This window comes from Paenibacillus sp. J22P165 (assembly GCF_059692015.1).
The window spans coordinates 253,418-280,401 of record NZ_JCAUAP010000006.1 but is presented as its reverse complement, the minus strand read 5'-3'; the positions used below and the strand labels follow the sequence as shown (position 1 = coordinate 280,401).

General features: G+C 45.6%; 24 protein-coding genes and 1 riboswitch. Of the genes, 6 read left to right on the top strand and 18 right to left on the bottom strand.

The features are described 5' to 3' along the window. Positions 1 to 19: 19 nt before the first annotated feature. From sigK to AC58QM_RS16440, 3 genes are all read right to left on the bottom strand, one after another. Positions 20 to 721: an RNA polymerase sporulation sigma factor SigK gene (gene sigK / locus AC58QM_RS16450; protein WP_310502826.1), complete on the bottom strand. Its 702-nt coding sequence runs from the start codon at positions 719 to 721 to the stop codon at positions 20 to 22. 420 nt (positions 722 to 1,141) lie between these two features. Continuing rightward, the gene (locus tag AC58QM_RS16445; RefSeq protein ID WP_497285704.1) at positions 1,142 to 1,315 is read right to left on the bottom strand and encodes a hypothetical protein; all 174 of its coding nucleotides are present in this window, start codon (positions 1,313 to 1,315) and stop codon (positions 1,142 to 1,144) included. Between the two features lie 28 nt (positions 1,316 to 1,343). Then, entirely contained in the window at positions 1,344 to 2,342 is a 999-nt protein-coding gene (locus tag AC58QM_RS16440; RefSeq protein WP_497285702.1) for a hypothetical protein, read from the bottom strand. Between the two features lie 181 nt (positions 2,343 to 2,523). Further along, positions 2,524 to 2,622: riboswitch (purine riboswitch) on the top strand. A 60-nt stretch (positions 2,623 to 2,682) separates the two neighbouring features. On the opposite strand from AC58QM_RS16440, the gene AC58QM_RS16435 reads away from it, so the two are divergent. Further along, positions 2,683 to 4,107, top strand: coding sequence for an NAD(P)/FAD-dependent oxidoreductase (locus AC58QM_RS16435; RefSeq protein WP_497285700.1), 1,425 nt, complete (start codon positions 2,683 to 2,685; stop codon positions 4,105 to 4,107). 187 nt (positions 4,108 to 4,294) lie between these two features. After that, complete coding sequence (locus tag AC58QM_RS16430) at positions 4,295 to 4,636, top strand: LytTR family transcriptional regulator DNA-binding domain-containing protein (RefSeq protein WP_497285698.1); 342 nt, start codon at positions 4,295 to 4,297, stop codon at positions 4,634 to 4,636. Between the two features lie 75 nt (positions 4,637 to 4,711). Here AC58QM_RS16430 and AC58QM_RS16425 read toward each other — a convergent pair whose 3' ends face one another. The 6 genes from AC58QM_RS16425 to AC58QM_RS16400 all read right to left on the bottom strand — a co-directional run bounded on the left by AC58QM_RS16425 (position 4,712) and on the right by AC58QM_RS16400 (position 9,797). Continuing rightward, positions 4,712 to 5,110, bottom strand: coding sequence for a hypothetical protein (locus AC58QM_RS16425; protein ID WP_497285697.1), 399 nt, complete (start codon positions 5,108 to 5,110; stop codon positions 4,712 to 4,714). Positions 5,111 to 5,221: 111 nt separating this feature from the next. Then, complete coding sequence (locus AC58QM_RS16420; RefSeq protein WP_497285695.1) at positions 5,222 to 6,487, bottom strand: MFS transporter; 1,266 nt, start codon at positions 6,485 to 6,487, stop codon at positions 5,222 to 5,224. Then, positions 6,484 to 6,933 carry a MarR family winged helix-turn-helix transcriptional regulator gene (locus tag AC58QM_RS16415; RefSeq protein WP_497285693.1) on the bottom strand — a complete coding sequence of 150 codons (450 nt, stop codon included), beginning with the start codon at positions 6,931 to 6,933 and terminating at the stop codon, positions 6,484 to 6,486. Before AC58QM_RS16415 ends, AC58QM_RS16420 begins: the two co-directional genes overlap by 4 nt. 187 nt (positions 6,934 to 7,120) lie before the next feature. Then, positions 7,121 to 8,188 (bottom strand): lactonase family protein, encoded by a 1,068-nt coding sequence (locus tag AC58QM_RS16410; protein ID WP_497285692.1) that lies wholly within the window; start codon positions 8,186 to 8,188, stop codon positions 7,121 to 7,123. Between the two features lies 1 nt (position 8,189). Then, positions 8,190 to 8,849 (bottom strand): DUF2238 domain-containing protein, encoded by a 660-nt coding sequence (locus AC58QM_RS16405; RefSeq protein WP_497285691.1) that lies wholly within the window; start codon positions 8,847 to 8,849, stop codon positions 8,190 to 8,192. A gap of 102 nt (positions 8,850 to 8,951) precedes the next feature. Then, the gene (locus tag AC58QM_RS16400; RefSeq protein ID WP_497285689.1) at positions 8,952 to 9,797 is read right to left on the bottom strand and encodes a helix-turn-helix transcriptional regulator; all 846 of its coding nucleotides are present in this window, start codon (positions 9,795 to 9,797) and stop codon (positions 8,952 to 8,954) included. A 134-nt stretch (positions 9,798 to 9,931) separates the two neighbouring features. Between AC58QM_RS16400 and AC58QM_RS16395 the strand changes: the two genes are divergently transcribed. From AC58QM_RS16395 to AC58QM_RS16380, 4 genes are all read left to right on the top strand, one after another. Next, positions 9,932 to 10,933, top strand: coding sequence for a Gfo/Idh/MocA family protein (locus AC58QM_RS16395; RefSeq protein ID WP_497285687.1), 1,002 nt, complete (start codon positions 9,932 to 9,934; stop codon positions 10,931 to 10,933). A 24-nt stretch (positions 10,934 to 10,957) separates the two neighbouring features. Further along, a complete protein-coding gene (locus tag AC58QM_RS16390) occupies positions 10,958 to 11,896 on the top strand; it encodes an aldo/keto reductase (protein ID WP_497285685.1) in 939 nt (312 codons plus the stop codon). A gap of 169 nt (positions 11,897 to 12,065) precedes the next feature. Further along, positions 12,066 to 12,659 carry a c-type cytochrome gene (locus tag AC58QM_RS16385; protein WP_497285683.1) on the top strand — a complete coding sequence of 198 codons (594 nt, stop codon included), beginning with the start codon at positions 12,066 to 12,068 and terminating at the stop codon, positions 12,657 to 12,659. 251 nt (positions 12,660 to 12,910) lie between these two features. Beyond that, the gene (locus tag AC58QM_RS16380; protein ID WP_310502840.1) at positions 12,911 to 13,666 is read left to right on the top strand and encodes a DeoR/GlpR family DNA-binding transcription regulator; all 756 of its coding nucleotides are present in this window, start codon (positions 12,911 to 12,913) and stop codon (positions 13,664 to 13,666) included. A gap of 60 nt (positions 13,667 to 13,726) precedes the next feature. Here the strand turns inward: AC58QM_RS16380 and AC58QM_RS16375 are convergent, their stop codons facing one another. From AC58QM_RS16375 to AC58QM_RS16335, 9 genes are all read right to left on the bottom strand, one after another. Continuing rightward, entirely contained in the window at positions 13,727 to 14,989 is a 1,263-nt protein-coding gene (locus AC58QM_RS16375) for an MFS transporter (RefSeq protein WP_497285681.1), read from the bottom strand. Between the two features lie 159 nt (positions 14,990 to 15,148). Then, complete coding sequence (nagZ, locus tag AC58QM_RS16370; RefSeq protein ID WP_497285679.1) at positions 15,149 to 16,780, bottom strand: beta-N-acetylhexosaminidase; 1,632 nt, start codon at positions 16,778 to 16,780, stop codon at positions 15,149 to 15,151. Between the two features lie 28 nt (positions 16,781 to 16,808). Continuing rightward, positions 16,809 to 17,624 (bottom strand): carbohydrate ABC transporter permease, encoded by an 816-nt coding sequence (locus AC58QM_RS16365; RefSeq protein WP_497285678.1) that lies wholly within the window; start codon positions 17,622 to 17,624, stop codon positions 16,809 to 16,811. Further along, positions 17,621 to 18,505, bottom strand: coding sequence for a carbohydrate ABC transporter permease (locus AC58QM_RS16360; protein ID WP_497285676.1), 885 nt, complete (start codon positions 18,503 to 18,505; stop codon positions 17,621 to 17,623). Before AC58QM_RS16360 ends, AC58QM_RS16365 begins: the two co-directional genes overlap by 4 nt. Before the next feature lie 14 nt (positions 18,506 to 18,519). Further along, positions 18,520 to 19,866: an extracellular solute-binding protein gene (locus tag AC58QM_RS16355; protein ID WP_497285674.1), complete on the bottom strand. Its 1,347-nt coding sequence runs from the start codon at positions 19,864 to 19,866 to the stop codon at positions 18,520 to 18,522. Between the two features lie 94 nt (positions 19,867 to 19,960). Then, positions 19,961 to 21,559, bottom strand: coding sequence for a response regulator transcription factor (locus AC58QM_RS16350; protein WP_497285672.1), 1,599 nt, complete (start codon positions 21,557 to 21,559; stop codon positions 19,961 to 19,963). Further along, positions 21,556 to 23,370, bottom strand: coding sequence for a cache domain-containing sensor histidine kinase (locus AC58QM_RS16345; RefSeq protein ID WP_497285670.1), 1,815 nt, complete (start codon positions 23,368 to 23,370; stop codon positions 21,556 to 21,558). The genes AC58QM_RS16350 and AC58QM_RS16345 overlap by 4 nt, the downstream gene beginning before the upstream one ends. Before the next feature lie 36 nt (positions 23,371 to 23,406). Continuing rightward, complete coding sequence (locus tag AC58QM_RS16340) at positions 23,407 to 23,844, bottom strand: OsmC family protein (protein ID WP_497285669.1); 438 nt, start codon at positions 23,842 to 23,844, stop codon at positions 23,407 to 23,409. A 1,289-nt stretch (positions 23,845 to 25,133) separates the two neighbouring features. Beyond that, positions 25,134 to 26,900 (bottom strand): methyl-accepting chemotaxis protein, encoded by a 1,767-nt coding sequence (locus AC58QM_RS16335; RefSeq protein ID WP_497285667.1) that lies wholly within the window; start codon positions 26,898 to 26,900, stop codon positions 25,134 to 25,136. Positions 26,901 to 26,984 lie beyond the last annotated feature (84 nt).

Below are 26,984 nucleotides of genomic sequence, written 5' to 3'. Positions count from 1 at the left end.
GAAGTCTGCGATTCAATTTTTACCGCTTCGCCTTATAAAATTCATGATACAGCTTCATTAGCGCCCGCTTCTCAATCCGCGACACATAGGAACGCGAAATACCCAGCTCCTTCGCAATCTCCCGCTGTGTCCGCTCTTCGCCACCGAGCTCCAACCCGAACCTTCCAACCACGACTTCTTTCTCACGGTCGTCCAATATCTCCAGATTCCGATAGATTTTGCTCTTCTCGATTTTCAACTGAACCGCATCTACCACGTCATCTGCCTCACTGCCGAGGATGTCAATTAGCGTAATTTCATTCCCCTCTTTATCCGTTCCGATCGGGTCATGCAAGGATACGTCTTTACGTGTTTTCTTTAAGGAGCGCAAATGCATCAGAATCTCATTCTCAATACATCGTGCCGCAAAAGTCGCCAGCTTCGTGCCCTTATTCGGCGAGAAAGACTCGATTGCTTTGATTAGTCCGATCGTCCCAATAGAAATCAAATCCTCCAAATCTTCTCCGGTATTGTCGAATTTTTTAACTATATGGGCAACTAACCTTAAATTGTGCTCAATCAGTTTGTTCCTAGAATGATCATTGCCTTCTGCCATAAGCCTCAGATGTAATTCTTCTTCTGCCTCGGTAAGTGGTTGAGGAAACGCATTGTTCTTGACGTAGGACACAAGTAATGTAAGCTGTTTTATCAACATGGCAATCGTACCAAACAATCCTGGCATTCCAGCTACCCCCTTGCGCGTATTGCGGAGCATGTTGCCTTCGGTAGCCTCCGCTATTTAGAGTAGTATTAGTCTATGTAGGTGTAAGCCTAGATGTGCCTGTACGATTTTCTCTAGGCAAATTAACTAAAAACCTCCTCTTCACGAGGAGGTTAGCTGTAGTCGGTACACTCTTTATTTTTGTTCTAACTCTTTTCCCATTACGATCGAAAAATAAGGTGGACGTATGTCTTTCAATCTATGCCCCTTACTCATCTTAATGTTAATACCCTCTAACTTCCTTATTATCTCATCTCGTTGCATGTCTTCTTTCGTCTGAGAACACTCCTTATTACATGGTGTTCTCATCTTTGACAGTTAAGCTTTGCCCTATACAAATAGAAAAGAGGGGCCACTTGGCCCCCCTTCTATACCTATAACTTATACGATAACTTCGTCTCGTCTGTTACCAACAACAGAGAAGTACTCCGTTTCAGCATTTGGCGCTTTACGACCGATTTCAGCTTTAATCCCCAATTTGCTGAGGCGTTCAATGATACTTTTTTGCTGCTGTTGGAATTGTGATTGCTGCTTCTGCTTATTCATCTTAGGCATCAGCACTACCTCCTTAAAATCTGTCGGTCTAACCATTATATAGTAATCCACGTAATCTTTCCATAAACAATTCGTCTATTCTTCGAATATCAGGGTAATAGTCCCCATCGACTAATATGTCTGGGTGTAGGGTAATCAGATACACGATATTATCTCCCCATAGATTGAGATGCCTAGCCGAATACACCCGCCCTTGTTTAAAGCCAATTGCAAGATGTTTGAAAATGAAAAAGTCATCTTTTAATAGTATAGTTCTTAAGACCCCAGTGCGTTTATGTTCTTCCAAAGCAACTGTTTGTTCCGCGGTTAAGTAATTTTCATGAAGTCTTAAATCGTATCGTGTTTCAATCAGACCAAGGGCCAGTTCTACAAAGGCAAAAGTAAGGACATCATCATCTGTAGGATTGGTTACTAAACGTAAACGCTCACCATGCTCTTGAATAAAATCCACAATGGGATTAAAGTCCCCTTCATTCAATCGATCATACGCGCTCTGGAAGTGTGTAAACATCCTTTTATCCAGCAAATAATAGGCTTGGTCCATCGCATTTAAATCTATGCCTTCTTCAATAAATCCATTCTGATACTTAATTTTCACTCTTGTTTTACTACCAATATGATTAATTTCGTAATTATAAACCTGAATGGCTTGAATATAGGGTTGATCATTAACAAATGATTGTATGGTATGTAACAACAATTCACTTCGTCTATAAGCAGAATATTTTTTGTTAAGCTTAATGGCGATACTCAATTCATCTTTCATCTCTTCATCTTTCTGAGCTAACTCCGCATCTTTCCTGTTCACGATCCCTTTGCTGTAGTCATAAAATGCGACACAAAGATAATACAAAATTAAAAATGAGAAGATAATGGGTACTTTGAAGTCTAATAGAGGTGCGATGAACTTTTCCCCAGCAGTCTTTGCCTGTTCGGAGTAATTACTCCAAAGCCCAATAGCAAAAAGTAACAAGGCCAAAGATGCAGGTGGAACAATGTATTTGAGAAGTATCCACCAAAATTTCAATGCAAAGTACCTCCCTAATGTGAAAAGAGTACGAAATTAAAAGGATAACTACGTAATTATATTTTGAAACCGCGCACGAGTCAAAGAAAATTTTGGAAACAAATCCCAATCTAATTAACGAACATTATCCCATTGACACCTAATATTGTTCGTATTATGATAGTCAAGGCGATACCAATCAGCCACATAACTATGAAACGTTCGTATATCCTCAAGAATTGGCTTGGGGGTCTCTAGAGGAAGCCATAACTTCCTAGCTACGACGGGTGCTCTTTTTTGCATACCCGTGTGGCTAGGTTTTTTTGCGTCCAAATATGACTGTTCCGAGGAGAGTACTGATATGAAAGCTTATGATTTTATCGTTGTTGGTGCAGGACCTGCCGGTATTTTTGCTTGTTATGAAATGACCTTACTTCATCCGAATGCGAACATTTTACTCGTTGACAAAGGCCACGATATTTATAAACGCAGTTGTCCGATTCTTGAAAATAAAATCAAACTTTGCCCTCCTCCAGCTGGTAAGAAGGACTTCTCCGGTTGTCTTCCTGCGTGTTCCATTACCTCTGGTTTTGGCGGAGCAGGCGCTTATAGCGATGGCAAATTTAACATTACAACTGAATTCGGTGGCTGGATGACGGATTATTTGGCACCGAGTAAAGTCATGGAACTGATCCGCTATGTCGATCACATTAATTTGCAGCATGGCGCAACGGAGAATATTACCGATCCTACTACCGAAGCTGTGAAAGACATTGAACAACGTTCTTATGCAGCTGGTCTGAAGCTGCTGCGCGCTCAAGTCCGTCATTTGGGCACGGAGCAAAACCTCATGATCCTCAAGTCCATCTATGAATATTTGAAAACACGCATCGATATGCAGTTCAAAACGGAAGTCGATGATATCCTCACAACGAAGAAAGAAGATAAGAATGTCGTTCAAGGTATTAGATTGAAGGATGGCACCGAGCTCCACAGCAATTATGTGATGCTGGCGCCTGGCCGAGACGGTTCTGCCTGGTTAACCCAGGTTCTCAAGAAACGTCGGCTCAAGATGTCCAACAATCAAGTCGATGTGGGTGTTCGTGTTGAAACTTCAGATGTCGTCATGCGTGAAATCAATCATCATTTGTATGAAGGTAAATTCGTGTATAACACGTCAGTTGGAACACGCGTAAGGACGTTCTGCAGCAACCCATCTGGACACGTTGTTGTTGAGAATCACAGCGGCATTATGGCAGCTAATGGTCATTCTTACAAGGATCCTGCACTTGGATCCAGTAATACCAATTTTGCATTACTTGTTTCACACAAATTTACAGAGCCATTCGATAAGCCGAACGAGTACGCAAGAGAAATTTGTAAGCACGCGAATGACTTATCTAGTGGTGGAGTCATCGTTCAAAAGTTCGGAGATATTATGCGAGGACGCCGCTCTACAGCTGAACGGATTCGCGAAGGCTTCTTGGAACCTACGTTATCTGAAGCAGTTCCTGGGGATCTGGGACTCGTACTTCCCTACAATACAATGAAAAGCTTAATTGAAATGATTCACGCTCTTGAAAAGGTAACCCCAGGTATCGCATCCGAGCACACACTATTCTATGGTGTTGAAGCGAAGTTTTACTCCGCTCGACCTAAGCTGAGTGAGAGCTTTGAGACGGAAATCAAAGGCCTCTACTGTGGCGGCGATGGCGCAGGCATAACGCGGGGATTAGCACAAGCAGGTGCAGCAGGCGTATGGGTTGCTCGTAACATTCCGCTGTAAATTATTTCAGAGGAAATAGTCTTTCGTTCGTCAAAAACAGCATAAAACCAACATGTTTCACCTTTCGTGGACGAAACATGTTGGTTTTTTTCAAATTAAAAAGCCTTCACATACCTCACAAATTATGGTAAGATAAAACCGTCTCAAGTAATGTAAGCGTTATCATTTTAAAAAGGGGGCAGATAAAATGAATGTGGCGCTCGAAGTGAAGAATACGTATGAGGATTTTATTTTAGAAAAGGATATCATGTATTTCCGTGTTGGAGAACATGGCCTGGTCTCCTTTCATGGGAAGAACTACCATATCAAGAAACGTTTGAATACAGAGCAAATCCAAGAGATGACCTCAGACAGCAGCTTTTTCAAAGTAAACACGGATTGTTATGTGAATACACGCAAAATCCAACATATTCAAGACGGCAAAGTTTTTTTTGAAGTTCGAGGATCCGAATCCAAATTCACGTCGGTTACTAAGCTTCGCCAATATCGTCTGAAAGAACTTGTCCTTCAACAAAAAGCTGAAGCCTAAGTTCAGACATACGTAAGAACAACAAAAAGGAGCTAAGCGATGATGTTCGCTGGCCCCTTTTTTGCATGTATCTTATTATGAAATTTTGGCAAGTGTCTCTTGTTGATGCTCGCGGATCAGAAAGCGTATGTAATCGACGGTTGTATCTTTCACTTTCTTGGCTTCTTCCAACGTAGCGAAGCCGTATTCAGCATAATCAGTGCTTTCATACTTGTTCAACTCTTCATTGTTCATGCCAAGTGTGGAAAAGTTATGAACGAGCTCATGAGATGTTCTAGAATCCACATTTTTCACAAAAATATCTTTCGAAAAGAATGATCCCTGTTTCTCCACTTTAAAAATAACGCGAAACGGTTTCTCCTTATCCGAAACAAAACATTTAATGACAACGTCGATTTCCATCGTTTTGTAATCCACAGTGTGCTTCGGTTCCTGCATAGGTTTCTGCATCCATTTTTTCAATATCCCCAGCACAAGATCCCTCCTCACACATGAACTTATGCTCATATTGTACTGAATCCCTAGTAAATTGACAACCCAAATGATAGAATCTTTATAATATAAAATATCGATTACACTCGTATTTCAAGCTACTTCCTGCTCGTTAAGCGATTTCGTAGTGAGCGACGACTTATATTTCCACGTAATGAACAAACAGAGAAGCCCCGTCAGGACCCCACAGGCCACGAATGCCCCATTTGCCCCAAATCGATCTGCAATAAATCCAGAGAACAAGCTGCCAATCGGCGTAGATCCAGCAAATACAAGCGCATATACGCTCATAACACGGGCGCGATACTCATCCTTCGCATACATTTGCAGCGCAGAGTTACTATTCGTTGCGAATAAAATATTAAAGAATCCCGTACATGCCAATAGTGCTCCACACACCCAGACTGAGCCGCTGAGCCCATTCAGAATCAAGCAAATAGCGACCATACAGCTCGCAAACATGCTCACCTTCAGCTTCGGTCCCCGCTTACTGCGGAATGACATTGTAAGTGCCCCAGCAAGTGAACCCACACCCAAACAGGACATTAGCGTCCCATAAGTCGTCTCTCCCATGTGCAGCACATTTTTCGTGAACACCGGAATGAGAATATTAAAATTAAAAGCAAGCGTCCCAATAACCGTCACAAGCAGGACAGTTGGCGACAATATGGGATCTTTGGCAATATAAACGATACCATCCTTAATTTCCTTCAAAATGCCTTCCTTCGCTCTAATCTTACGAACATAAGGCGCTGCCTCAATATGAATTAATCCATAGAGAACTGCCAGAAAGCTGAACCCATTCAGCAAAAAGCACCAGCCAGCCCCCAACCACGCCATCATCACGGCGCCAATGGAAGGTCCCACAATTCTTGCCATGTTAAACGTCGTCGAGTTGAGCGCAATCGCGTTCATCAGATCATCTTTACCTACGATTTCCACATTAAACGACTGTCTTGTTGGCATATCCAAGGTATTATTTAAGCCCAGAAGTAGTGCCAGAACAAGGATATATTCATATTTCACCGTATCCGTAAGCACCAAAGTAGCCAACGCGAAGGCGAGTGTCATTGAAACTGTTTGTGTCACGATAAGAATCTTCTTTTTTGGAAATTTATCAACAATAATACCGGCAAACAACGAGAATAATAGAATGGGTAGAAATTGGCATGCCGCTACAATCCCAAGTTTGAGAGACGATCCCGTTAGCGTTAGCACCAGCCAAGATTGACCGATATTTTGCATCCAAGTACCGATGAGCGATACACACTGCCCTAACCACATATACCGATAATTTTTGTGTGTCAGTGCATGGAAATGACGATTAATGAATACAGATCCCGCAGCCCTCACATTCATAGGTCTCCCTCTTCCTCAGCAAAGTGTGCCGCATTATGACCCATTTTTTCTAAAACGATAAGGGCCATCTGCTTCTCTTCATCCGACATGCCGAACGTCAAACGTTCCCGCCAATCGGTCAGTACCTTCCGCACATCCTCTTTAATGCCACGAGCTTTTTCCGTCAAAAAAACTTCATTGCATCGCTTATCCTTCTCACTTACATTACGCGTTATGTAGCCTTGCTCTTCTAGCTTTTTAAGCGCTTTCGCTGTCGTTCCTTTATCGATTTTCAAATAGTCGGACAGCTCCTCTTGCGTCAAACCATCCTCTTTATAGAGCGCATTGAGGAAAATATGCTGACCTCTGCCGATCTCGAACTCCTTTAAGTGGTCACCGATGTACATCTGCCCGTACCGGTAAATCAGCGAGACCCACCTCGGTATCGAATTTCGCGTTTCTATCATCGCAACCCCTCCTGAAATCAAACTAACCTGCCGAATCGTTGCACTTGCCACTAATTTAGTTTACGCCGAATACGTTGCATCTGCAACTAATTTTTAGCGGAAATTTGAGTAGATTCCAGCCTGACCAGCCTAACAGCGCGTGAACATAAAAAAAGAAGGTGCAGGAACTACCTGCACCTTCTTTTAACTACAAAAACCTCACGCACACCGGCCGCGATACCGCTACCGTGTGCCCTGTTTCTTCCAGCATCCCTGTCTCCGCATCCCTGCGGAAGACAACAACGCTGTTCGAATCCTGATTCGCCGTAAGCAGGAACTCGTCCTGCGGCGAAAGGGCGAAGTTCCGCGGCGTCCGCCCCCGCGTCGAGTGCCAACCCACGACCGTCAGCGTGCCGCTGTCTCGGTCAACCCCATAAACCGCGATACTATCGTGTCCGCGGTTCGAGGCATACAAGAAACGGCCATCCTCGGAGAGGTGGATGTCCGCACAATAGCTGACGCCTCCGAAGTCCTCCGGCAGCGTCGACAAGGTCTGGACCGCGGCCAAACGGCCCGCGGCCGCATCATAAGACAGCAACGTGACGGTGCTGTCCAGCTCATTGATTGCGTACACGTAAGTACTGTTCGCGTTAAACACCAAATGCCGCGGGCCCGCGCCCGGCTTCAAAGCCGCTGTGCCGTGCGGCAGCAGATCGCCGCTCTCCGCGTCAATGCGGCTCACAATCAGCCGATCCAGGCCGAGATCGGCTGCAACCGCAAACCGATTGTCCGGAGACGGAACAATCGAGTGTGCGTGCGGCGCTTCTTGGCGATCCGCTTGCGGTCCAAGTTCACCTTCATGCTTCATCAGTTGTGAATGTTCACCCAAACCGCCGCCCGCTTCTACAGGGAACACAGTCACATCACCGCTTAAATAATTCGCCACATACACTTTGCGGTTCGTGGCATCCAAGCTGATATAGCAGGGTGCAGAACCATCTGCCGGTTGTTGATTGATTCGGCTCAATCTCCCTGTGCCTGCTTCAATCGCGTACGCTGCAGCAGAGCCGCCAAAACGACCCTCGTACGTTTCAGTTTCACTCACAGCGTATAGAACCGTTCCTTCTTTGTTCACCTCTAAGAACGAAGCATTAGGTAAATCGCTATACCTTTCAACCAGCGTCATCTCTCCATTTTGACCATTAAAGCTATATAAAGAAATGCCCTCCGGATGCTCTTCATTTGTGTAGGAACCGATATAAACCAACTTTGCCATCTTACAATTTTGCCTCCCCAACATCACTAGGATTAGTTTTAGCTTTCCATCGCTTGCTGCATGCAGTCACCAACATCGCGATGATCGCCCCGTATAAGGCAAGCTCCATATCATGCTGCGCATCCCAAGGATCCCCTTGTGCACCGACAAATAACGTACCGATTTCTGGAGCTACAATCTTCGCTACCCACATTTCGATAAGCTCATAGAACGCACCCATAGCCAACACGATAACACACGTCATCACATAAATCCATCTTCTCCCAAGCTTCGTCCACGCTTCCATGCCTTCATAAATAGGATAGGCGCATAGTAACCCAAAACACCAATGAACAAGGCGATCGAAATGATCGCGTTCAGAACCGAATATGTTGCGCAACCAAGGATCGAACCAAGTTCCATTGTACGAAAAATGGGCTCCAATGCTGTGCAGTAACAAGAAGCTAGCAAGTAATCCATAAGTAAGATTTGAAAAAGTAAACAACCTATACGTAGCCACAATGCCAAGTAATGCTGCCCAAATCAATAGATTTTCCAATACCCAATCCCCTCGGCTATGAGGACTAATGGCTAACCATCCCCAAGCACCAAACCAGATCACCATCATCCCATGCAAAATCCAATTGGTTCTAAAAACCTTTTTACTCGCTTTACTTTGCATGTGCACAGCCCCCTTTTCGTCTCTACAGACTAAGGGTACCGTGCATCCCTGCCTTTCAAAAGTACTAACTTTTTCTAGTACCGCGCGATGCGGCTCGCTCTTTTAACTAAACATACCTTTCATATAGAGGCTGCGAAACTCACTCGGTGTCATCCCTTCATGCTCATGAAATCGCTGATTGAAATAGCTCGCAGAGGTATAGCCCGCTTCCATCGCGATATCCTTTATAGGCCAATTTTCTTTCTCAATTAACCGCTGCTTCGCGAATTGAATTCGACAGAGCGTAATGAACGAGAGGGGTGTCATCGAGGTCGCTTTGCGGAATATTTTGCAAAAATAGTACGTACTCACTCCTGTTAGCTCCGCCCACTCCTCCAGATTAAAAGGCTCACATGCTCTGCTCTGCATCTCTGGAAGTAAAGCTAGGATCCGATCCACGGATTCCGTTCCGCGATTGACCGTTAACGGGGTGGCATAGCTCATGAATTCACATAAAATCATATAATTCAATGTACTCAATTGTGTAGGACGAAGAATTTGGTAATGTTCGGCTTCTAAAAGCAGTTCGTTGAACGCTTTCTCCAGCTCAGCACTTCGTTTTAACGTCCACAGATTGCGCAAGAAACCTTTCTCCAACAGAAATTCCTTAATCTGATCCCCATAAAAATGCACCCAGCGAATATCCCACGGATCATCTTTCGAACTGTAATAACGCTGCTCTTGATAGGGCGGAAATAAGAAGGCATCTCCCTTCTGCAAGGTGTACAGCTGCCCTTCAAGTTCCACGTACCCCTTCCCTGCGATGACAAAATGCAAACTATACGTCGACCACAAGCCCTCTGGGCGCTCCACTTCATGATTGGATTCTTCGCGATACCAACCTACGGATTCTGGGAATAGGAAGTAAGAAGATTGCTGTAAGGTAGGTAACATGACATGACGACGCATCTAATCAGGCCTCTTTTCTAATGACAATATTACGATAGTCTATTCAATATATTGTTATATTCATTTTAAATAACTCATTTTATAATAGCAATATAACGTCACACATTCCGCTTAAAAAAAGGAGAAATACGATCATGACTAAACTACGTTGGGGAATATTGGGATGTGCGGGCATTGCCATCCGTGCCTGTATTCCAGGGATTCAGCAATCGCAAACAGGTGTTGTAAGCGCAATCGCAAGCCGCAACTTGGAAAAATCACAAGAGGTTGCAACTCGTCTTGATATCCCGAAAGCTTATGGAAGCTACGAAGAATTAATCGCCGATCCCGAGATCGACGCTATCTATATTCCACTCCCGAACCATTTACATAAAGAGTGGACAATCCGAGCAGCTCAAGCTGGTAAGCATGTGCTCTGCGAAAAGCCTGCCGCTTTGACGACAGCCGAAGTTCAAGAAATGGTAACAGCCAGTGAAGAAGCCGACGTGCTGTTTGCCGAAGCTTTCATGTATCGCCACCACCCTCGCTACGAGCGTGTGAAAGCCATCATACAATCCGGAGAAATCGGAGATATTCGTGGTATTCACGGCGCGTTTACGTTCAGCAATCCCAATGATAGCAAAAACGTTCGTTATGTCCGCGAGTGGGGCGGCGGCTCGGTTTATGATGTTGGCTGCTACCCGTTAAGTGCGGCTAGATTTCTGCTAGAGCGTGAGCCTGAAGCTGTTACCACGCATGCCTTCTTCTCCCCCGAACATGATAACGTCGACATGATGATGTCCGGACTTGTGGAGTTCAGCGGCAATGTTGCTCTTACATTTGACTGTGGGATGTGGGCTTCGTTCCGTAACACGCTAGAGATTCTCGGTTCAAAAGGTCGCATCGTTATTCCTTCGGCTTTTGTAACACCAACGGAAGAATCCGGTCATTTCCAAGTTTTTGTTGGCAATGAGCAGCGCGAGGAAAAAGTGCCATTCCTTAACCAATACTCCCTGCAAGCTGACGACATGGCTTATGCAGCATGGGGTGAGAAAGCTCTGCGTTTCCCTGCTCAAGACGCTATTTTAAATATGCGAGTAATCGACGCCTGCTTGCAATCTGCAACAGAACGTTCACGCGTGAAACTTTCATACTAATTTAATCGAGAGGCTGGGGAACTCATGAAACATATTCAAATTAAAGGATTAGATAAACCGGTATCTTCGTTAGTGATGGGCTCTGATTTTTTTAGATTGGACAACAAGCAAGAGGTAAGTGATATCCTTCAACATTATCTCGCAATTGGCGGGAACACCATTGATACTGCACACGTTTATTGCGGTGGGCAAAGCGAGCAAGCAATCGGCATTTGGTTGGAAGAAACGGGTAAAAGAGAAGAAATGGTGATCTTCACGAAAGGCGCTCACCATGATCAAAATGGTCCACGTGTGAATGCGGAAGCTATTCGCCACGACCTCCTGACAAGTCTAGATCGGATGCGCACGGACTATATCGATTTGTACGGTTTACATCGGGATGACCCTGCAACTCCTGTCGGTGTCATTGTTGAAGCGCTGAATGAGCATCTAGAAGCTGGCCGTATTCGTGCCTTCGGCGGTTCGAACTGGACGCATCAGCGTTTGCAAGAAGCGAATGACTATGCCGCGAAGCATGGCCTTGTCGGCTTTAGCTTCAGCTCGCCTAACCTCAGTCTCGCTAAGCCAAATGAGCCATTCTGGGCGGGCTGTGTATCCGCAGACGAGGAAACGTTGCGCTGGCACGAAGCGCAGCAGTTTCCACTGCTGTCCTGGTCTTCACAAGCGCGCGGTTTCTTCACGGGCCGCTTCTCGCCGGAAGTCCGCGATAACGCTGATCTTGTTCGCGTATTCTACAGCGACGCGAACTGGACACGACTGCAGCGCGCAAAGGAGCTCGCGCAGGAGAAAGGCGTCAGCGCGATTCAAATCGCGCTCGCTTACGTGCTAAGCCAGCCGTTCCCGGCGTGCGCGCTGATCGGAGCGCGCACAGAGGCCGAGATGGTCTCTTGCCGCGATGGCGCAGAGCTTGTGCTTTCGGCACAGGAGCTGGCCTGGCTTGATCTGACCGGAGCTACAGTGTAGCTCGCGGTTGCCCTTCCAGCGCAACGAGTACAGCCCAGCAAGCCCGTGGTACCTAGGGCTTTGCTGGGCTTTTCCCACTCATTTTTGTGACATATTCTATAAGGAGAAAACCAAAAGCCATTTTCCAACGTTACCTAAAGTAGAATCTACGATAAGGAGTTGGATTGCTTTGAACAAATGGATACATATCAGCATTTGTGGAATAATCCTACTCGCTGCCACAGGGTGCAGCGAGAAAGTTGCCGAACCAGCGGCCAGCTCCCCAGCCGCTGTCATCACCTCGCCGTCACCTGTAACGACGGCGGTTGCATCTGCTACGCCGACTCCACAAGTGTCGGCTCTAGCTGCGGCGACGGCAACCCCGCCGCCTGCTGCCAGCACTTCGCCGCAACCGCAAGCGGCGGCAACACCTTCACCATCGCCTACGCCAACTCCGGTGAAGTCAACAACAACGCCGGCCCCTGCAAGCGCGACGCCATCGCCTTCCCCTGTGCCTACCGTCAAGCCGGAGGCGACGGCAAGCACCACGCCTAGCACCAGCGCGAAGGCCGAGCTGCTGTACAAAGACAACTGCTTAGCCTGCCATGGCGCTGGCCTTACGGGTGACTACGGTCCGAACCTGACGAAAGTCGGTTCGCGCAGATCGAAAGATCAAATCGCCGCGCAGATCATGAACGGCAAAGTCGAAATGCCGCCTTTCAAAGACAAGTTGAAAGCAGAAGATATCGAAGCATTAGCGAATTGGCTCGCAGCCAAAAAATGAGCATACGCACTAAGAACGAAAGCAGGCATTCCCTTTCATACGGATGCCTGCTTTTCTCTGTTTTTCTCTGCTTTGCTAGAAATGCTCACTTCAAGCAAAAACACCGCTATAAACGGCTGTTACACGCAGGATCAGATGGACGACCATTCGTTCCCATGATAAGATGTAAGAAGTATTATTTTTGGCAGAATAAGCATGTTTACATAGAATTGTTACTTAGCTTTCCAGACAGAAAGCTGTTAGGGGGTACCATGGGAAAGACCGATGTTCGCCGAGATGCCATCATGCACGCTATCAAAGATAAAGGCTCCATTGCCTTGACGGATATTGTGAAACAATTCAATGTCTCTGAAGCAACAGCACGTCGAGATTTAGAAATTCTTGAGCAAGAGAAGCGCTGTATCCGCACCTTTGGCGGGGCTGTACTGGAGAGTTTGAAAGTGGAAGTCCCTTTCTTTAATAAAATGGACCTCTACACCGACGAGAAGAAAGAAATCGCTGACAAAGCTCTTCGATACATCGAAGATGGCGATATTATCGGCTTAACCGGCGGAACGACAACAACCTTTATCGCCAAAAAGCTGAACCAATTCAAAAACTTAACCGTCATTACCAATGCCGTGAACATTGCTTACGAGCTCATCGGCACTCCAGGGTTGCAGCTGATTTTGACAGGTGGTGTGATTCGCACACAAACCTTTGAACTATCCGGCCCTTTGGCCAATGCCACACTTGAGAACCTCAGCATCCGCAAAACGTTCATGGGCTGTGACGGCATCTCCCTTTCTCGCGGCATGATGATCTACAATGAACTAGAAGCCGAGACGAATCGCCGGATGATGAAACAATCCATGGAAACGTATCTCGTAGCAGATCACTCCAAGTTTAGCCGAAGCTCCCTATTTGTGATTGGTGAAGTTCAAGAAGCCGTCGGCATCATTAGCGACTCCTCCATCACGCCTGAAATGAAGCTGGCCTTCAAAGAATCGGGAGCGCCATTTCTTTAATGCAAAAAGCGATATCCTTAGCCATCTGGCCAAGAGATATCGCTTTTTTATTGTTCATCCTTATTTCAGTTCACTGCTCGTCTGTGGAATTGGAGCCGACTTCATTTTTAGAGAAGGCACCATAATAAGCACACCGATTACAAATAGTAACGCTGACGTCAGGTAGATCGATTCTAGTGAGAATGCTGCCTTGATCGTCCCGGCCAAACTCATGGTAATGACCATGGACCCCATAAAGAGCGGTGTTAGAATACCATTTACACGTCCGACGAAAGACTCCTCGGTATTCCCAAGGATCAACGTACTAATCCCGATCTGGATGGCTGGCATCACAAGACCCGAGACGAACTGCATGAGAAGAGCTAACCACACCAAGTGAGTCATCCCTATCATGGCAAAAGTCAGTGCGCTAACTGCCATACCGACTGTGAGCATCGCTTGCGGGGTTATTTTTTTGGCAAAAGCCATTGTAATGCCACCGCCGACGATCATAGCGGCCCCATTGGCTACCATGAACCACTGTAGGCTCGCTTTCTCTAAGCCCAGATGCTCTGTTACAAGGAAGATCCCTAACGGACTTATTAATCCAACCGCCAAACCTGCTGCAGCAAAACATCCACCAAGAATGACAAGCATTCTGTTCTTCATCACATAACGGAAGCCTTGACCCATTTCTGTGAAGATATGCGTTGTCCGCGGCTCGGATGACGCATCATCTTTGCGATCCTTAGGAAGGAAGGTAAGTACAAAGGCTGAGAGTAAGAAGCAAGCTCCCATGATCGCCACCGCCACTTCGATCCCAAAGCGATAATAGATGAATGAGCCCAGCATAGGTCCGAGAATCATGAATATCGCCATCATGGACTGAAACATGGACATTCCCATTTGCATTTGTGAAGCAGGAACATGTACTTTAAATAGCTTCATATTAGAAGGTTGTGAGAATTGCGAAAGTATAGAAGATACTAAAGTAGCAAAGAAAATTGCCTTCCAAGATCCCATATACAAGGTAATCAAAATAACAAACACCGAAGCTGCGCTAAGTAAATCGCACCAGACCATGGTCAGCTTAGGCCGCCACCGATCAGCGAACGCCCCGCCAATAAAAGAGAAGATAAAGATCGGCGCAAACTCAGCAACAGAAATGAGAGATAAAGAGTAAGGATCATTATTCGTCATATCTGTTACATAGAGCAGAATTGCGAAATTACGTATCCATATTCCAATTTGTAGGAGAACACCTGAAAGCATAATCGTTTGAACGAATCGATTGCTAAAAAACGATCGCATTGTTGGCTCTGATTGAGCATTTGCAAGACTCATGAGTAAGAAAACACCCCTTTGTAAAATAGGTCGCTTGTGAACCGTGAAATGCGCGCATAGTTCCTACGTGAAAGTAGCGTAAAAGTTTCACAAGCCTTACTGATTTTACAAGCAGATGAAGAAAGTTACTAGATATAAATTCTGTATATTTATTTTCCCCTACTCTTGTCTCCAACCAATCGGATATTGCTCAGATAAAGTCACAGGTAACCGTCCAACTGCCACTTCACGTCCCAGCAACACATTAGCTAGAGAAACCATTGCTAGTGGGCGATTCTCATAACAAGCATAGTACGTTTTCACTTCTGGGAATTCAAGCAAATCATATGGATTACGCCCTGCTGCTACAATCAGATGCAGCCCTTCCAATTTGGCCAAGGCTCTGACCAGCGCGGTTTGACCTAAGGAGAATGTTGCATTGTAGGTGACAATAACGACTTGCTCTACGTTTTCACAAAGCTTGATCATCTCTGCAATATCCTCATAACTCGGTTGGAGCCCTAAATAAACTTCACGAACCGGCTCCCCAGTCAACTCGGACAACACGCTGCCCAGAGTTCCCTCGCGATCAACAACCTCATCGATTTCCGTCCCCGATTGGACTTCTGTCCAAATCACACACGTTTTATCGTTAATTTGCAGGTTCTTGCCAACTTCATCCTTGACTTTGGTGATGCTTTTACGACTCAGTTCTTTCGCTAACTCCTGATGCTCAGGTGTCGAGATCGGCCCCTCCGGAATCGGTGTTAGTGTATCAAAACGAATGTCACGCTTATATTTATACGTCATAATACGCAGTACCGACTCATCAATGCGTGCTTCAGAAACACGCCCACTTTCCACAGCGGCAATGACCGCTTCCATTGCAGCAATCTGACGCTCTAACTCATGACTAACGAGCAAAATATCCGCTCCCGCTTCTAACGCACGTACAGCCCCTTCTGCTACGCCAACGCCTTCGGAAATGGCTTTCATCTCCAAGCAATCCGTCACGATAAGCCCTTTGAATCCAAGCTCGCCGCGCAGTAACTCTGTTAGGATCTTATATGACAATGTGGAAGGCACACTGCTATTTTCCAAAGCTTCAAACACGACATGCGCAGACATGATCGCATCTACGCCGCCCTCTATCGCCTTGATGAATGGCGCTAATTCCAGCTCCATCAGTCGCTCCATGCTATGTGGTACAACGGGCAAATCATGATGAGAATCCGCAGTTGTATCCCCATGTCCAGGGAAATGTTTCACTGTTGCGATAACGCCCATGTCTTGCAAGCCTTTGACCGCATGGGTACCCATATCCCCCACAATTGCCGCCGTTTCACCATACGAGCGAACCCCAATGACCGGATTAAGTGGATTATTGTTAATATCTAAGCAAGGAGCCAAGTTCATGTTCACGCCCATTTGACGAAGCTCTTTCCCCATCACTTTCGCGCTGGCATACACGCCAGATGGTGCAAAGGCAGCGCCCAATGCCATATTCCCTGGCAGTAACGTTGCTCCTTTTTCTACCCGTGACACCATTCCGCCTTCTTGATCCACAGAAATAAATAACGGTTGGCCGCCGCTTTTCAAACTGATTTCTTGCAAATCTGCTGACAGCTGAGCAAGCTGATGCGCATCCGTCACATTCCGACGGAAATAAATAACGCCACCAATCCCATATTGCTCGATCAATTGCTTAATGTGCGAATTAGGTGTTAGGGCATCAAAACCACATGCAAAGAGTTGTCCTACCTTTTGACGTAAAGTAAGTGGTTTATTGTTCGTAGTTCGTTCTGATGACATGTGTATTCACGCTCCATGAGTGATTAAATTAAGCTTTCATATTTTCCATAATGCCTTTTTGTAAAAGGAGATACATCACAACTACAGGAATCATGCTGATCATGATCGCCGCGCATAGAGAGCCATAGTTCATATTCAATTGATCATAGAAGGCGACCATACTGACTGGCAGCGTCCGGAGTTTCTCTTTGGTCAAGAACAAATTAGCCATGATGAATTCATTCCAACTCGTCAGAAAGTTCAGCATAAATACGGTAAACAGGGACGGCATGGAGATCGGGACGATCAGTCGCCACAAAAGCCCGTAAATGGAAAGCCCATCTATGATGCCCGCTTCTTCCAATTCATTCGGGATCGAGGTAAGGAAGCTGCTCACCATGAACACGGTCCAAGGCAATCCTAGGGTGACATACGGCAAAATGAGCGCAAGTGGGGTATTGTATAAGTGTAAATTCCGCATCAGCATGTAGAGGGGAACTAATAACGAAGCCGCGGGTACAAGCAGGGCCAGGATCAAAATCCTTTTCAGAACGAGACTAAGCCTTGGAAATGACATCCGCGTTAGTGCATAGGCCGTTGCCGTCCCTAAAGCAAGGGAGATAACAGCTGAAACCGTTGAATTGATCACACTATTCATAAAATATTGCCCCACATGCGCACCTGTCCAGGCGTTCCAATAATTCGATACTAAGAAATCCGTCGGAAAGGACCATGGGGCCGATATGATTTCTTTATTCGTTTTAAAAGACGAATTCAGCGTCCATCCGAGTGGAAATAAAATTAACCCTATGTAAATTAATAGAATCGCATGTGGAAACACACGACGAAGGAGGCTTCCTCTCATAATCGCACCTCCTCCTGTTTTCTTGTAAGCCAGCCAAAAAGGGATGTTAACAAGGCTGTAAAGAGTAGGATCAGCACAGCAATGCTGTTCGCATAGCCATACTCGCCAATTCGATACGCTTTTTTTATCATATAGGATGCCATAACTTCCGTGATGCCATATGGATTTCCACCCGTCATGACCACCACAATATCCATCGCTTTCATGCCACCCGTAATAGATAGGAGCATCATCACGAGAATAACTGGTCTTAGCAGCGGTAGAATCACATACCATGCTTGTCTGAAGCTTCCAGCTCCATCCAGTTGGGCGGCTTCTACCAAATGTTTCGGAATGGCGTAGATTGCCGATACCACAAGTACCACGTAAAAGCCCATCCATTGCCAAGCATTTGTGACTAAAATAGCGAGCATCGCCGTCGCCCCATCAGCCAGCCAGGCATGCTGCCACTCTTTTAAACCGATCGCCTCCAAAGCTTGGTTTAAGAGTCCAGCCTGAGGATGATAAATAAATTCCCAGAGCACGCCTATCACTGCAGTCGACAGAATCGTAGGCAGGAAAATCATCGTTTTATAAAACCCGATCCAACGCTTTATGCGACTCACCAGCAGCGCAATGACAAGTATGATGGGAATTTGAATCCCGATGGAGAAACCGATGAAAGACAGATTATTACGCACAGCAATCCAAAAATAAGGATCTCGAAAAGCATCAATGAAATTGTCCAGCCCATTAAACTTTGCATGGGATATGCCGTTCCACGATGTGAAACCGTAACGAAGCGACATGATCATGGGATAGATGAAAAATATCGCGAACATGAACAGTGTCGGTAAAGTAAAGAGTGTGTAGGCCCATGCATTTCTTCCCATTTTGTTCATATGTCATCCTACTACTATTTGGAATGGGTTTCTTCTTTATTCGAAGCCTCCTGCTGTTTCTGTAAGTCCGCCATCAACGAGGCCGGATCTGTTCTTCCCCCAAGCAACTCCTGCATCCCGCGCTCAAGCTTTTCACGAACCTTTGTCTGAATACGGGAATCGAAGGCAGGGAAGGTTCCTTTACTTTTCGCAAATACATTCAAAATTTCAGTAATCAAGGGATTCACTTGATTCGTATCTTGCAGCTTCATAGCAGGCGGCATTCCCTCTTCAACGAGCTGCCTTTTCTGCATGGATTCGGTGTACATTTGCTTAATAAATTCTTTGATCGCAATCAGTTGCTCTGGCGTGACCTTATGAGAGAAGCCATAGGCATTTGACCAACCACCATTGATAAATCCATCACCAGGTCCCCCCATGGAAGGGAAGTTCATGAAGCCAACATGCTGAGCAATCACAGATTTCTCAGGATCCAAGAGCGGCGTATTCGCCCAGCTGCCATCAAACATGAAAGCCGCGCCTCCGCTGCTGAATGTATTCTGCTGTTCCGCATAGGCAAGCGCTAGACTGCCATCTTGGAAGTAGTCCTTCTGAATGAGCGACTGATACTGTTCAAAAGCTTTCAATACATCGGGGTCCGTCCAATGCTTGCTTCCATTCAGGAAGCCCTCTATCGAATCCGCTCCTGCTGTACGCACCCACATGGTATTTATCATCATATTAATAACCCATGAATCCTTGGCTGCCATGGCAAAAGGAGTGATTTTGGCAGCTTTCAGCTTCGCCGCTGCTGCGACAAGTTCATCCCACGTTTGAGGCACTTGGATCCCCTGATCGGCCAAAATCTTTTTGTTATAATACAAGCCTTCCACATAACCAGCCATGGGAATCCCATAGATTTTGCCATTCACCGTGAATTCATCAAAACTATAAAACTTATCCGTTAAGCCTAGCTCTTGCAGAATAGGAGTGAGGTCGAGCAACCGATTCGCCTTCACATAATCCTTCGTATCCGTGCCACCGAACAGATCAAAGACTTCTGGCGGATTGCCCGCAGCCATTTCTGCTCGCAGCTTTTCGAAACGATTCACCTTATCCTCAACGCCATCCAGCGTAATCGTCAAGCCAGGCACCTTCGCTTCGGTCGCTTTCACAACCTCCTGCAGCATGGCCAGACGCTTCTTCTGTGTATCTTTCACCTGTGTATGCCGGATAGTTAGCAGAATGGGTGCGTTCTGTCCCGCTTTACCGCCCGCCGTATCACTCTGTGCATCCGAATTGTCATTAAACATACTGCAAGCTGACAATGTGAGCGTGAGAGCTACGGCACCAGCGCTAAACATCAGTGTTCGTTTTCTCATCAACTAGGTTCTCCTTTACGCTTACCTTTTAAGTATAATTGAACCCTTATATGTACTAAAGATAGATAAATTCCTAATCTAGGGGCAAATTCCTCTAGTTCCCTTCCTTACGTTTATCACGATACTCAGAAGGAATTTCACCTGTGAACTTTTGAAATACTTTCGTAAAATAACGTCTTTCAATATAGCCTACGCATTTCCCAATATCCGTAATGCTTTTGTCACTATGCAACAACAAGGATTTCGCCTGCTCCATCCGATGCTTCGTAACATGTTCCACAAAGGTTTCCCCAAAATGTTGTTTAAATAACAAACTGAAATAGCTAGAGCTAATCCCTAGACTGCCTGCAATATCCTCAATGCCAAAATCCGTCGAATAATTCGTACGTACATACTCTTTGGCCGCAGCCATCAGCAGCTCACTATTCTTTTTCTTATTCGTACCCTCCAGCCCGATTGATACAAGCTGTACCATAACCTGCAGGAGATGCGAAATGCTTTCGCTTTTATCCAGTTCACGCCAAATCTGCTCTTCCTCTCCACTATCGAGGGCATTCATTTCACGCAGCTCACGCAGGACATGCAAGATAAGATAGTGCAGCATCTGATAAGCTCTGGCGATTGAGCCTTCTGACAGACCTTCCAGCAGTAATTTGAGGCGATCCAACGCATCTTCCGTTTTGGGACGGTTCAACTGCTTCAGTCCGGTTACAATTTCCTCCACCAAAAACCAAAGTGAGCTGTTCGCATCAGCAGATTCTCTCACCTCTTTGTAAGGAAGCACAGATTGCTGCTTATCTAAATTCAGTTGCATGAAACGTTGCAGCTTTCGATAAGTGTCCGCGAGTTGTTGCAATCCAACAGGTCCAGGAAAATAGCCTACGCTGATCCCTAGCTTCACAGACTGAAGAACATTGTGTTGCAGTTTGGCTGCGACTTCGCTCAGCTTCAACGCTACAGAATCATGCTCAGCACCCTCCCACGCCATCAGCAGCGACCATTCCCCTTCACGCATTTGCAAAACAGTAAACTGTGATTCTTCCTCTGCCAAGGAATCTTGCAAGACATTGCGCACGGCAAAGTTCCACAACTTCCGTTCTTGCTCTGTCCAAAGCAGTGACTTCTGAGAGTAATGATCGACGTCAATCATAGCGAACACATATCTCAGTGTATCCAAATCTCCTTGATCAATGGGAAGCCTTGTGCTCGCCGTAATATCGGTATAGTCTAACAGAATATCTTGCAGAATCTTCTCATAGGCCAAGCTTCTCAGCTTCCCCAATTTGAGCAGTTCTTCTTGCTCGTTCTGTTTTTTAGCTCGGATTTCAACAGCCAATCTACGGATCGAGTTCTCAAGCTCTTCGTAATTGATCGGCTTCAGAATATAATCACTGACACCCACTCTTAGAAGTGAACGCACATATTCAAAATCCTGATACCCCGTCACCATCAGAACGGTGCAGTCTTCATTAATTTCTCTGAGCTTATGGATAAAAGTAATCCCGTCCATTTGCGGCATCCGTATATCACTCATCACGATGTCAGGGATATGCTGCACGCAAAGTTCTAGAGCCTCCAGACCGTTTTTGGCTGTGCCTACAATATCAATTTCGAGTTCTTCCCAGGAGATGACCGCCTGCAAATTGCGTAAAATGTTCGGCTCATCATCTGCCAATATGGCTTTCAGTCTCATGTGATATTCCCCTTCCTTTTCGGAATGACAACCTTCATCGTCGTGCCATGACCTTCGAGCGAACAAATAAACATGCCATAATGCTCCCCATATTGAATTCGAACACGATCCGCTACATTGCTTACCCCAAGCCCTCTACGCTCTTCATTCGATTCGAGAATTTCATGAAAAGGCGTCTCCAGCTCTGTTTTATAATGGAATTTCGTTAATTTCTCATTACTTATGCCGATGCCGTTATCCGTCACATACAACCCAATACGCTCTCCTTCGTCCACGACCTTTATCGTAATCAAGCCCATATAATCAATAGGTTCAAAACCATGCTGCAAACTATTCTCGACAAGCGGCTGAAGCGTCAGCTTCAAAACCTCCTCATGGAGCAGCTCTGGCGGCGCTTCAATCGTATATTGGAACTGATCCTCAAAGCGGAACTCTTGGATTTCCAAATAACTGCGCAAATGCTCAAGCTCTTGTTTCAGCGTAATTTCTTCCCGGTTTTCCATCCCGATCCGCAGCAAATTCCCAAGACGAATGACCATTTGACTAACTTTCTTCCCTTGGTTTTGGATAGCCAGCACATTGATCGACTCGAGTGTGTTAAATAAAAAATGAGGTTTAATCTGCGCTTGCAGCAGCATGAGTTCCGCCTTATTCTTCCGGTCCTGCTGTCGCTTCACCTCGTCGAGTAGATCCTCGACACGTACGACTAGACTGTTAAAACCTCTTGCCAGCGCAGTTGTCTCGTCCTTGCCGCTCACTTCCATCCGTGTAGTCAAATCCCCTCGCTCTACTTTCTTCATAGAAGAGAGCATGCGAAGAATCAATTGAATAATCCGTCTTACGAAGACAAGGTTATAGACGAGCGCAAAGAATAAACAAATAAACGTAATTCCTGCTACCAGTTTCATAATCGTCTCAATTTCCCCAGCGACATATTTCCACGAGGTGACGGACACAACACTCCAGTCCTGAACACCCATCTGATTAATATTCAAATGATACAAGGAAATGAGGCTTTTTTCATTTTGAAAAGGAGCCTGAAAGCTGTAATTGTTGAGTCCAAGATCTAATTTACCTTGGGTTAATTGCAGGATATTGGCTCCTTCTAAACTTTGCTTATTATCGTAAAAAATGAGTCCATTTTTATTTATCAACAGATAACGCTTGGAGCTTTGTTCATTCGTATTGAAGGATTTGAAAATTTGATCGAGCTCATTAAATTTAAATTTCAACAGCATATAGCCGAGATTATCCATCGTCCAAAAGTCTTTCACCATCCGCGCTTGATAAAACTCCCCACGTCCTGAACCGAACTCTTTGAATTCGGATGGTCCCATCCAAAGCGGACTGCCGTTCAGCTCTTGAATATGCTTGAAGGCCACACTTTGCTGAATCGTCGCCCATGGAATCGCATTCCCACTCGTTCTCCCTGCACTGAAAGATTTGCCTGCATTGTTGTAGATAACAACTGACTGTACTGGGGAGTACGTAAGGATCGAGCCGCGAAGCAGCGTATCAAACGTATTCAAATCATAGGAGGAAAGAGGGTCGGCGTTCGGTTTTGCTGAATCTATCGTGCGATAAATCCCTTGAATGCTATCTTTCACCATCCAGAAATCAGAGAAATAGTTCGCTTCCTTGAACATGTAATAAATATTTCGTGAGATCGCTTGCAGCGTTACTTCTGTTAAATCACCATACTTCTTCTCAATTAGTTGTTGAGAGACCGTGTATACCGCGGACCCGAGGACGAATAAAGGGATGATAATAAAAAGCAAAAAACCGATAAATACTTTTTTGTTCAAATTCATCGCTGCACCGCTCTCTTTCTGGATAGAGTTGGACAATTAAACAAAACGAATCTCAGGCTCCACGCTTATCGCGACATTGCCGCGCAGTGCTTTGCTAATCATACAGGTCTGTTCAGCACGGGATGCAGCTTTGTTTATTTTATCCAATTGCACTTCTGTCGTATCCGACGGGACAGTGATGAGTGGACGATGAACGATCGCATTTACTTTCATCGTAGGCCGATTATGGACGTAGATCAGGGAGTTGAGCTCTAGGGATAGGATCCCTTCTCGTTGGAGCATCGTGCCAAGAGTAATGATATAACAGGTCGCCGCGGCACCGAGCAGCAATTCTTCGGGGTTCGTCCCCACACCGGGACCGTCAAATGGACTAGGTACGGAAATTGGCGCTTGGAGGCCCTCCGCTTGTATGTGACCTATGCCATCAAGACCGCCTGTCCAGGTTGCCTTTAGCATAAAGCTTTGTTCGGACATCGCTAACTACGCCTCTTTCTCTATGTAATTGTTCATCATTCAATACTTACAATTCAAAACTTACAAAATTCAATCCTCGCAAAATTCAATACTCCCAAACCTCTGGTTGATTTGATTTTATTGTAAAGGATGAGAGCACGCTTCACCAGCAGTTTGATGATTTCTGTCAAAAAACTGCAAAATGGCTGTTCACCCTGTGCGCATCAACAGCAAAAAAATCGTTCCCGCACCAAATCAGCACGAAAACGATTATCTAAAATCAATTGATCTCTATGAAATTGCGTAATTCATGTGTTGGAATCAAAACAATGAAAGCCCTACCTCTCTTCCATCCTTGCGGCTCCAATGACCGCGCCAGTGCGAATTGCGTTACAAACACTTACTGCCGAAACACTTACGTTGCCTCGGGTTTACCATAAATGAGCTGATGGACTGCGCATTGGGAGAAAAACAAACAAGGAGAGGGGGTTACTTTCTTCTCGCTAATCGTTCGTGTGGGGTAAATTGAGGCTAAATATGAAGTGTTTATATGGTTTCATTTCAATCAACTTTAATAGTATATACCAGTCGTACAAGTATGTCAATACGCAGGTGATATACGGTGTGTGTAATAGCTCTTTCGTCACTCAGCTTCACTTGCACCTTCACCTCCGAGACGTCATATTCGGACGTCTCGATCTACCAACTAGCTACTCCAACTCACTTCCGCCTACCGAGACGACGATTATCTACCGCTCAGCTTCAATCTACTTCGCATTCACCTCCGAGACGTCGTATTCTGACGTCTCAGACTACCAACTAGCTACTCCAACTCACTTTCGCCTACCGAGACGTCGATTATTAACCTCTCAGCGTCACACCACCGCTCCATCACCTCCGAGACGTCATATTCCAACGTCTCAGACTACCAATTAGCTACTCCAACTCACTTCCGCCTACTCAGACGACGATTATCGACTGCTCAGCGTAACTCCACCTCATCTTCATCTCCGAGACGTCGTATTCCGACTTCTCAGACTATCAACTAGCTACTCCAACTCACTTCCACCTACCGAGACGACGATTATCTACCGCTCAGCGTCACTCTACCGCATCTTCATCTCCGAGACGTCGAATTCCGACGTCTCGTACTACCAACTAGCTACTCCAACTCACTTCCACCTACCGAGACGACGATTATCTACCGCTCAGCGTCACTCCACCGCACATTCACCTCCGAGACGTCGTATTCTGACGTCTCATCACGACAACCCAAAAACCCGCAAGCACAATGCCCGCGGGTTCCCCAATTACACCTTAAATTTCTGCAGCGAAATTTGCAATTCCTCCGCTAGTCCTGCCAGGGACTTCGCGGAATTTTCAATCTCCTCCGTGGTCGACATTTGCTGCTGACTCGCGGCAGACGTCTCTTGGCTAACGGAGATTCCAGTTTCCGAAACCGAGCTCACAATACGCATCACCTGCTCAATCCGCAGGTTCGCATCTACGAGTTGGTGAATATTTCGATTCACATCTTCCACTTTGGAATTTACTTTCTCGACCGAAGTCTCGATATGTACAAACGATTCTTGCGCTTCCTCCGAAATCGTCAATCCCTCTTGCACTTTCCCAGCACCTGTATGCATGGAGCTCACAGCTTGATTGATCTGCCGCTGGATCGAGGATACCAGCTCCGTAATATTACGCGCCGAAGTCGATGACTGCTCAGCAAGCTTACGAACTTCCCCAGCAACGACTGCGAACCCCCGTCCAGCTTCCCCCGCGCGTGCCGCTTCAATCGCTGCATTCAAGGAAAGCAGATTCGTCTGTGTCGAAATCTCATTAATAACATTGACGATTTCACCGATTTTGTGTGCGTTTTTCCCCAAAGCTTCAATCACCACATTAACGTCACGAACCGCGTCTGAAATCTCCGACATCTGCCCCGCGATCGAAACGACCGATTGCTTACCGTTCTTCGCGGCTCTAGTAGCCTGATTCACGAGTGTGGCAACCACTTGCGCAGACTCATCAATCTGCTTCGTACTAGTTAGCATCAGACCAACAGCCTCATTCGCTTGCGTCACACCAGCAAATTGTTTATCAAAATCCTCCGACAACTGCTGACTCGACGTTGCAACCTGCTTAGCTGCCAATGAGCTTTGTTCCGAGCTTGCCAGAAGCTCTTCTGAGCTCGCGGAAAGGGTTAGCGCATTATCTGAGATTTGCATAACTAAGCTGCGCAAGCTCCCCGTCATTACATTAAAGGAATTCGTTAATTTACCAACCTCATCCCCATAAGGGTAGTCCATGTTAACCGATAAATCACCACTGGCTGCCTTTTCCATACTTTCTTGCAGCTTACGAATAGGTGTCGAAATGAGCATGTTCAACGTTAACGCACCCAAAGTCATCACAACAATCGCAACGATAATCGTTAAAATAATAACCCAATGCGAAGTCGCAGAATCGGAGCTGCTCGATTTTTGGAATTGTTCCGCAGCAGATTCCTTGAGCCCAACGAGTTTATCTAGTGCTTCAACGGTCTTATCCCCTTGAGGAGATACTTCATTGTTGTATACTTGATATGCCACTTGATTGTTTAGCGTAGCTTGATCTATGGTCTTGGTCACGACTTCACGATATTTCAGATTAAGCTCCTCAAAGCTTTTGAAAGCCTCAGCCTCTTCCGCATTCAGGGCGATGCCCGCGATTTTCGTAACTAAATCTTTATTTGTACCGGAGTTCTCATCAAGCTTCGCTTTAAGCTTAGCCTTATACTTCACATCCGTTGACAGCATCATTTCTAGTAAATTAGACTCGGTTTCATTGAAATTTGTTTTTAATTGATTAATCCATTTGACAGATAGCAGACTTTCCTCGTACATTCTAGTAGAATTACTAGACATCTTGTCCATATAATGATAACCAGTAATCCCAACAATTAATAAGAATAAGATAGCAATTGCGTTCATAAATAACAATTTAAAACGTAGTTTCAGATTACGAAGGATGGACAAGTTGACGTTGAGCTTTCCTGTACTATGCATGCTGTTCAATTTCGATTTGAATTTCAAGTTTACCCATTCTCCCCCCGAGTGTAAATCAACAACATTCTTGCTCATGGCATTAAACCTAACATAAGTAAAAATTAATTTACC

Excerpts from the sequence above, each read along its gene's own strand:
- AC58QM_RS16420 (WP_497285695.1), bottom strand. The coding sequence starts at position 6,487 with ATGAATGTGAGGGCTGCGGGATCTGTATTCATTAATCGTCATTTCCAT.
- AC58QM_RS16435 (WP_497285700.1), top strand. The coding sequence starts at position 2,683 with ATGAAAGCTTATGATTTTATCGTTGTTGGTGCAGGACCTGCCGGTATT.
- AC58QM_RS16380 (WP_310502840.1), top strand. The coding sequence starts at position 12,911 with ATGGGAAAGACCGATGTTCGCCGAGATGCCATCATGCACGCTATCAAA.
- AC58QM_RS16390 (WP_497285685.1), top strand. The coding sequence starts at position 10,958 with ATGAAACATATTCAAATTAAAGGATTAGATAAACCGGTATCTTCGTTA.
- AC58QM_RS16415 (WP_497285693.1), bottom strand. The coding sequence starts at position 6,933 with ATGATAGAAACGCGAAATTCGATACCGAGGTGGGTCTCGCTGATTTAC.
- AC58QM_RS16410 (WP_497285692.1), bottom strand. The coding sequence starts at position 8,188 with ATGGCAAAGTTGGTTTATATCGGTTCCTACACAAATGAAGAGCATCCG.
- AC58QM_RS16395 (WP_497285687.1), top strand. The coding sequence starts at position 9,932 with ATGACTAAACTACGTTGGGGAATATTGGGATGTGCGGGCATTGCCATC.
- nagZ (WP_497285679.1), bottom strand. The coding sequence starts at position 16,780 with ATGTCATCAGAACGAACTACGAACAATAAACCACTTACTTTACGTCAA.
- AC58QM_RS16345 (WP_497285670.1), bottom strand. The coding sequence starts at position 23,370 with ATGAATTTGAACAAAAAAGTATTTATCGGTTTTTTGCTTTTTATTATC.
- AC58QM_RS16405 (WP_497285691.1), bottom strand. The coding sequence starts at position 8,849 with ATGCAAAGTAAAGCGAGTAAAAAGGTTTTTAGAACCAATTGGATTTTG.
- AC58QM_RS16400 (WP_497285689.1), bottom strand. The coding sequence starts at position 9,797 with ATGCGTCGTCATGTCATGTTACCTACCTTACAGCAATCTTCTTACTTC.
- AC58QM_RS16360 (WP_497285676.1), bottom strand. The coding sequence starts at position 18,505 with ATGAACAAAATGGGAAGAAATGCATGGGCCTACACACTCTTTACTTTA.
- AC58QM_RS16430 (WP_497285698.1), top strand. The coding sequence starts at position 4,295 with ATGAATGTGGCGCTCGAAGTGAAGAATACGTATGAGGATTTTATTTTA.
- AC58QM_RS16445 (WP_497285704.1), bottom strand. The coding sequence starts at position 1,315 with ATGCCTAAGATGAATAAGCAGAAGCAGCAATCACAATTCCAACAGCAG.
- sigK (WP_310502826.1), bottom strand. The coding sequence starts at position 721 with ATGCCAGGATTGTTTGGTACGATTGCCATGTTGATAAAACAGCTTACA.
- AC58QM_RS16350 (WP_497285672.1), bottom strand. The coding sequence starts at position 21,559 with ATGAGACTGAAAGCCATATTGGCAGATGATGAGCCGAACATTTTACGC.
- AC58QM_RS16365 (WP_497285678.1), bottom strand. The coding sequence starts at position 17,624 with ATGAGAGGAAGCCTCCTTCGTCGTGTGTTTCCACATGCGATTCTATTA.
- AC58QM_RS16340 (WP_497285669.1), bottom strand. The coding sequence starts at position 23,844 with ATGTCCGAACAAAGCTTTATGCTAAAGGCAACCTGGACAGGCGGTCTT.
- AC58QM_RS16355 (WP_497285674.1), bottom strand. The coding sequence starts at position 19,866 with ATGAGAAAACGAACACTGATGTTTAGCGCTGGTGCCGTAGCTCTCACG.
- AC58QM_RS16375 (WP_497285681.1), bottom strand. The coding sequence starts at position 14,989 with ATGAGTCTTGCAAATGCTCAATCAGAGCCAACAATGCGATCGTTTTTT.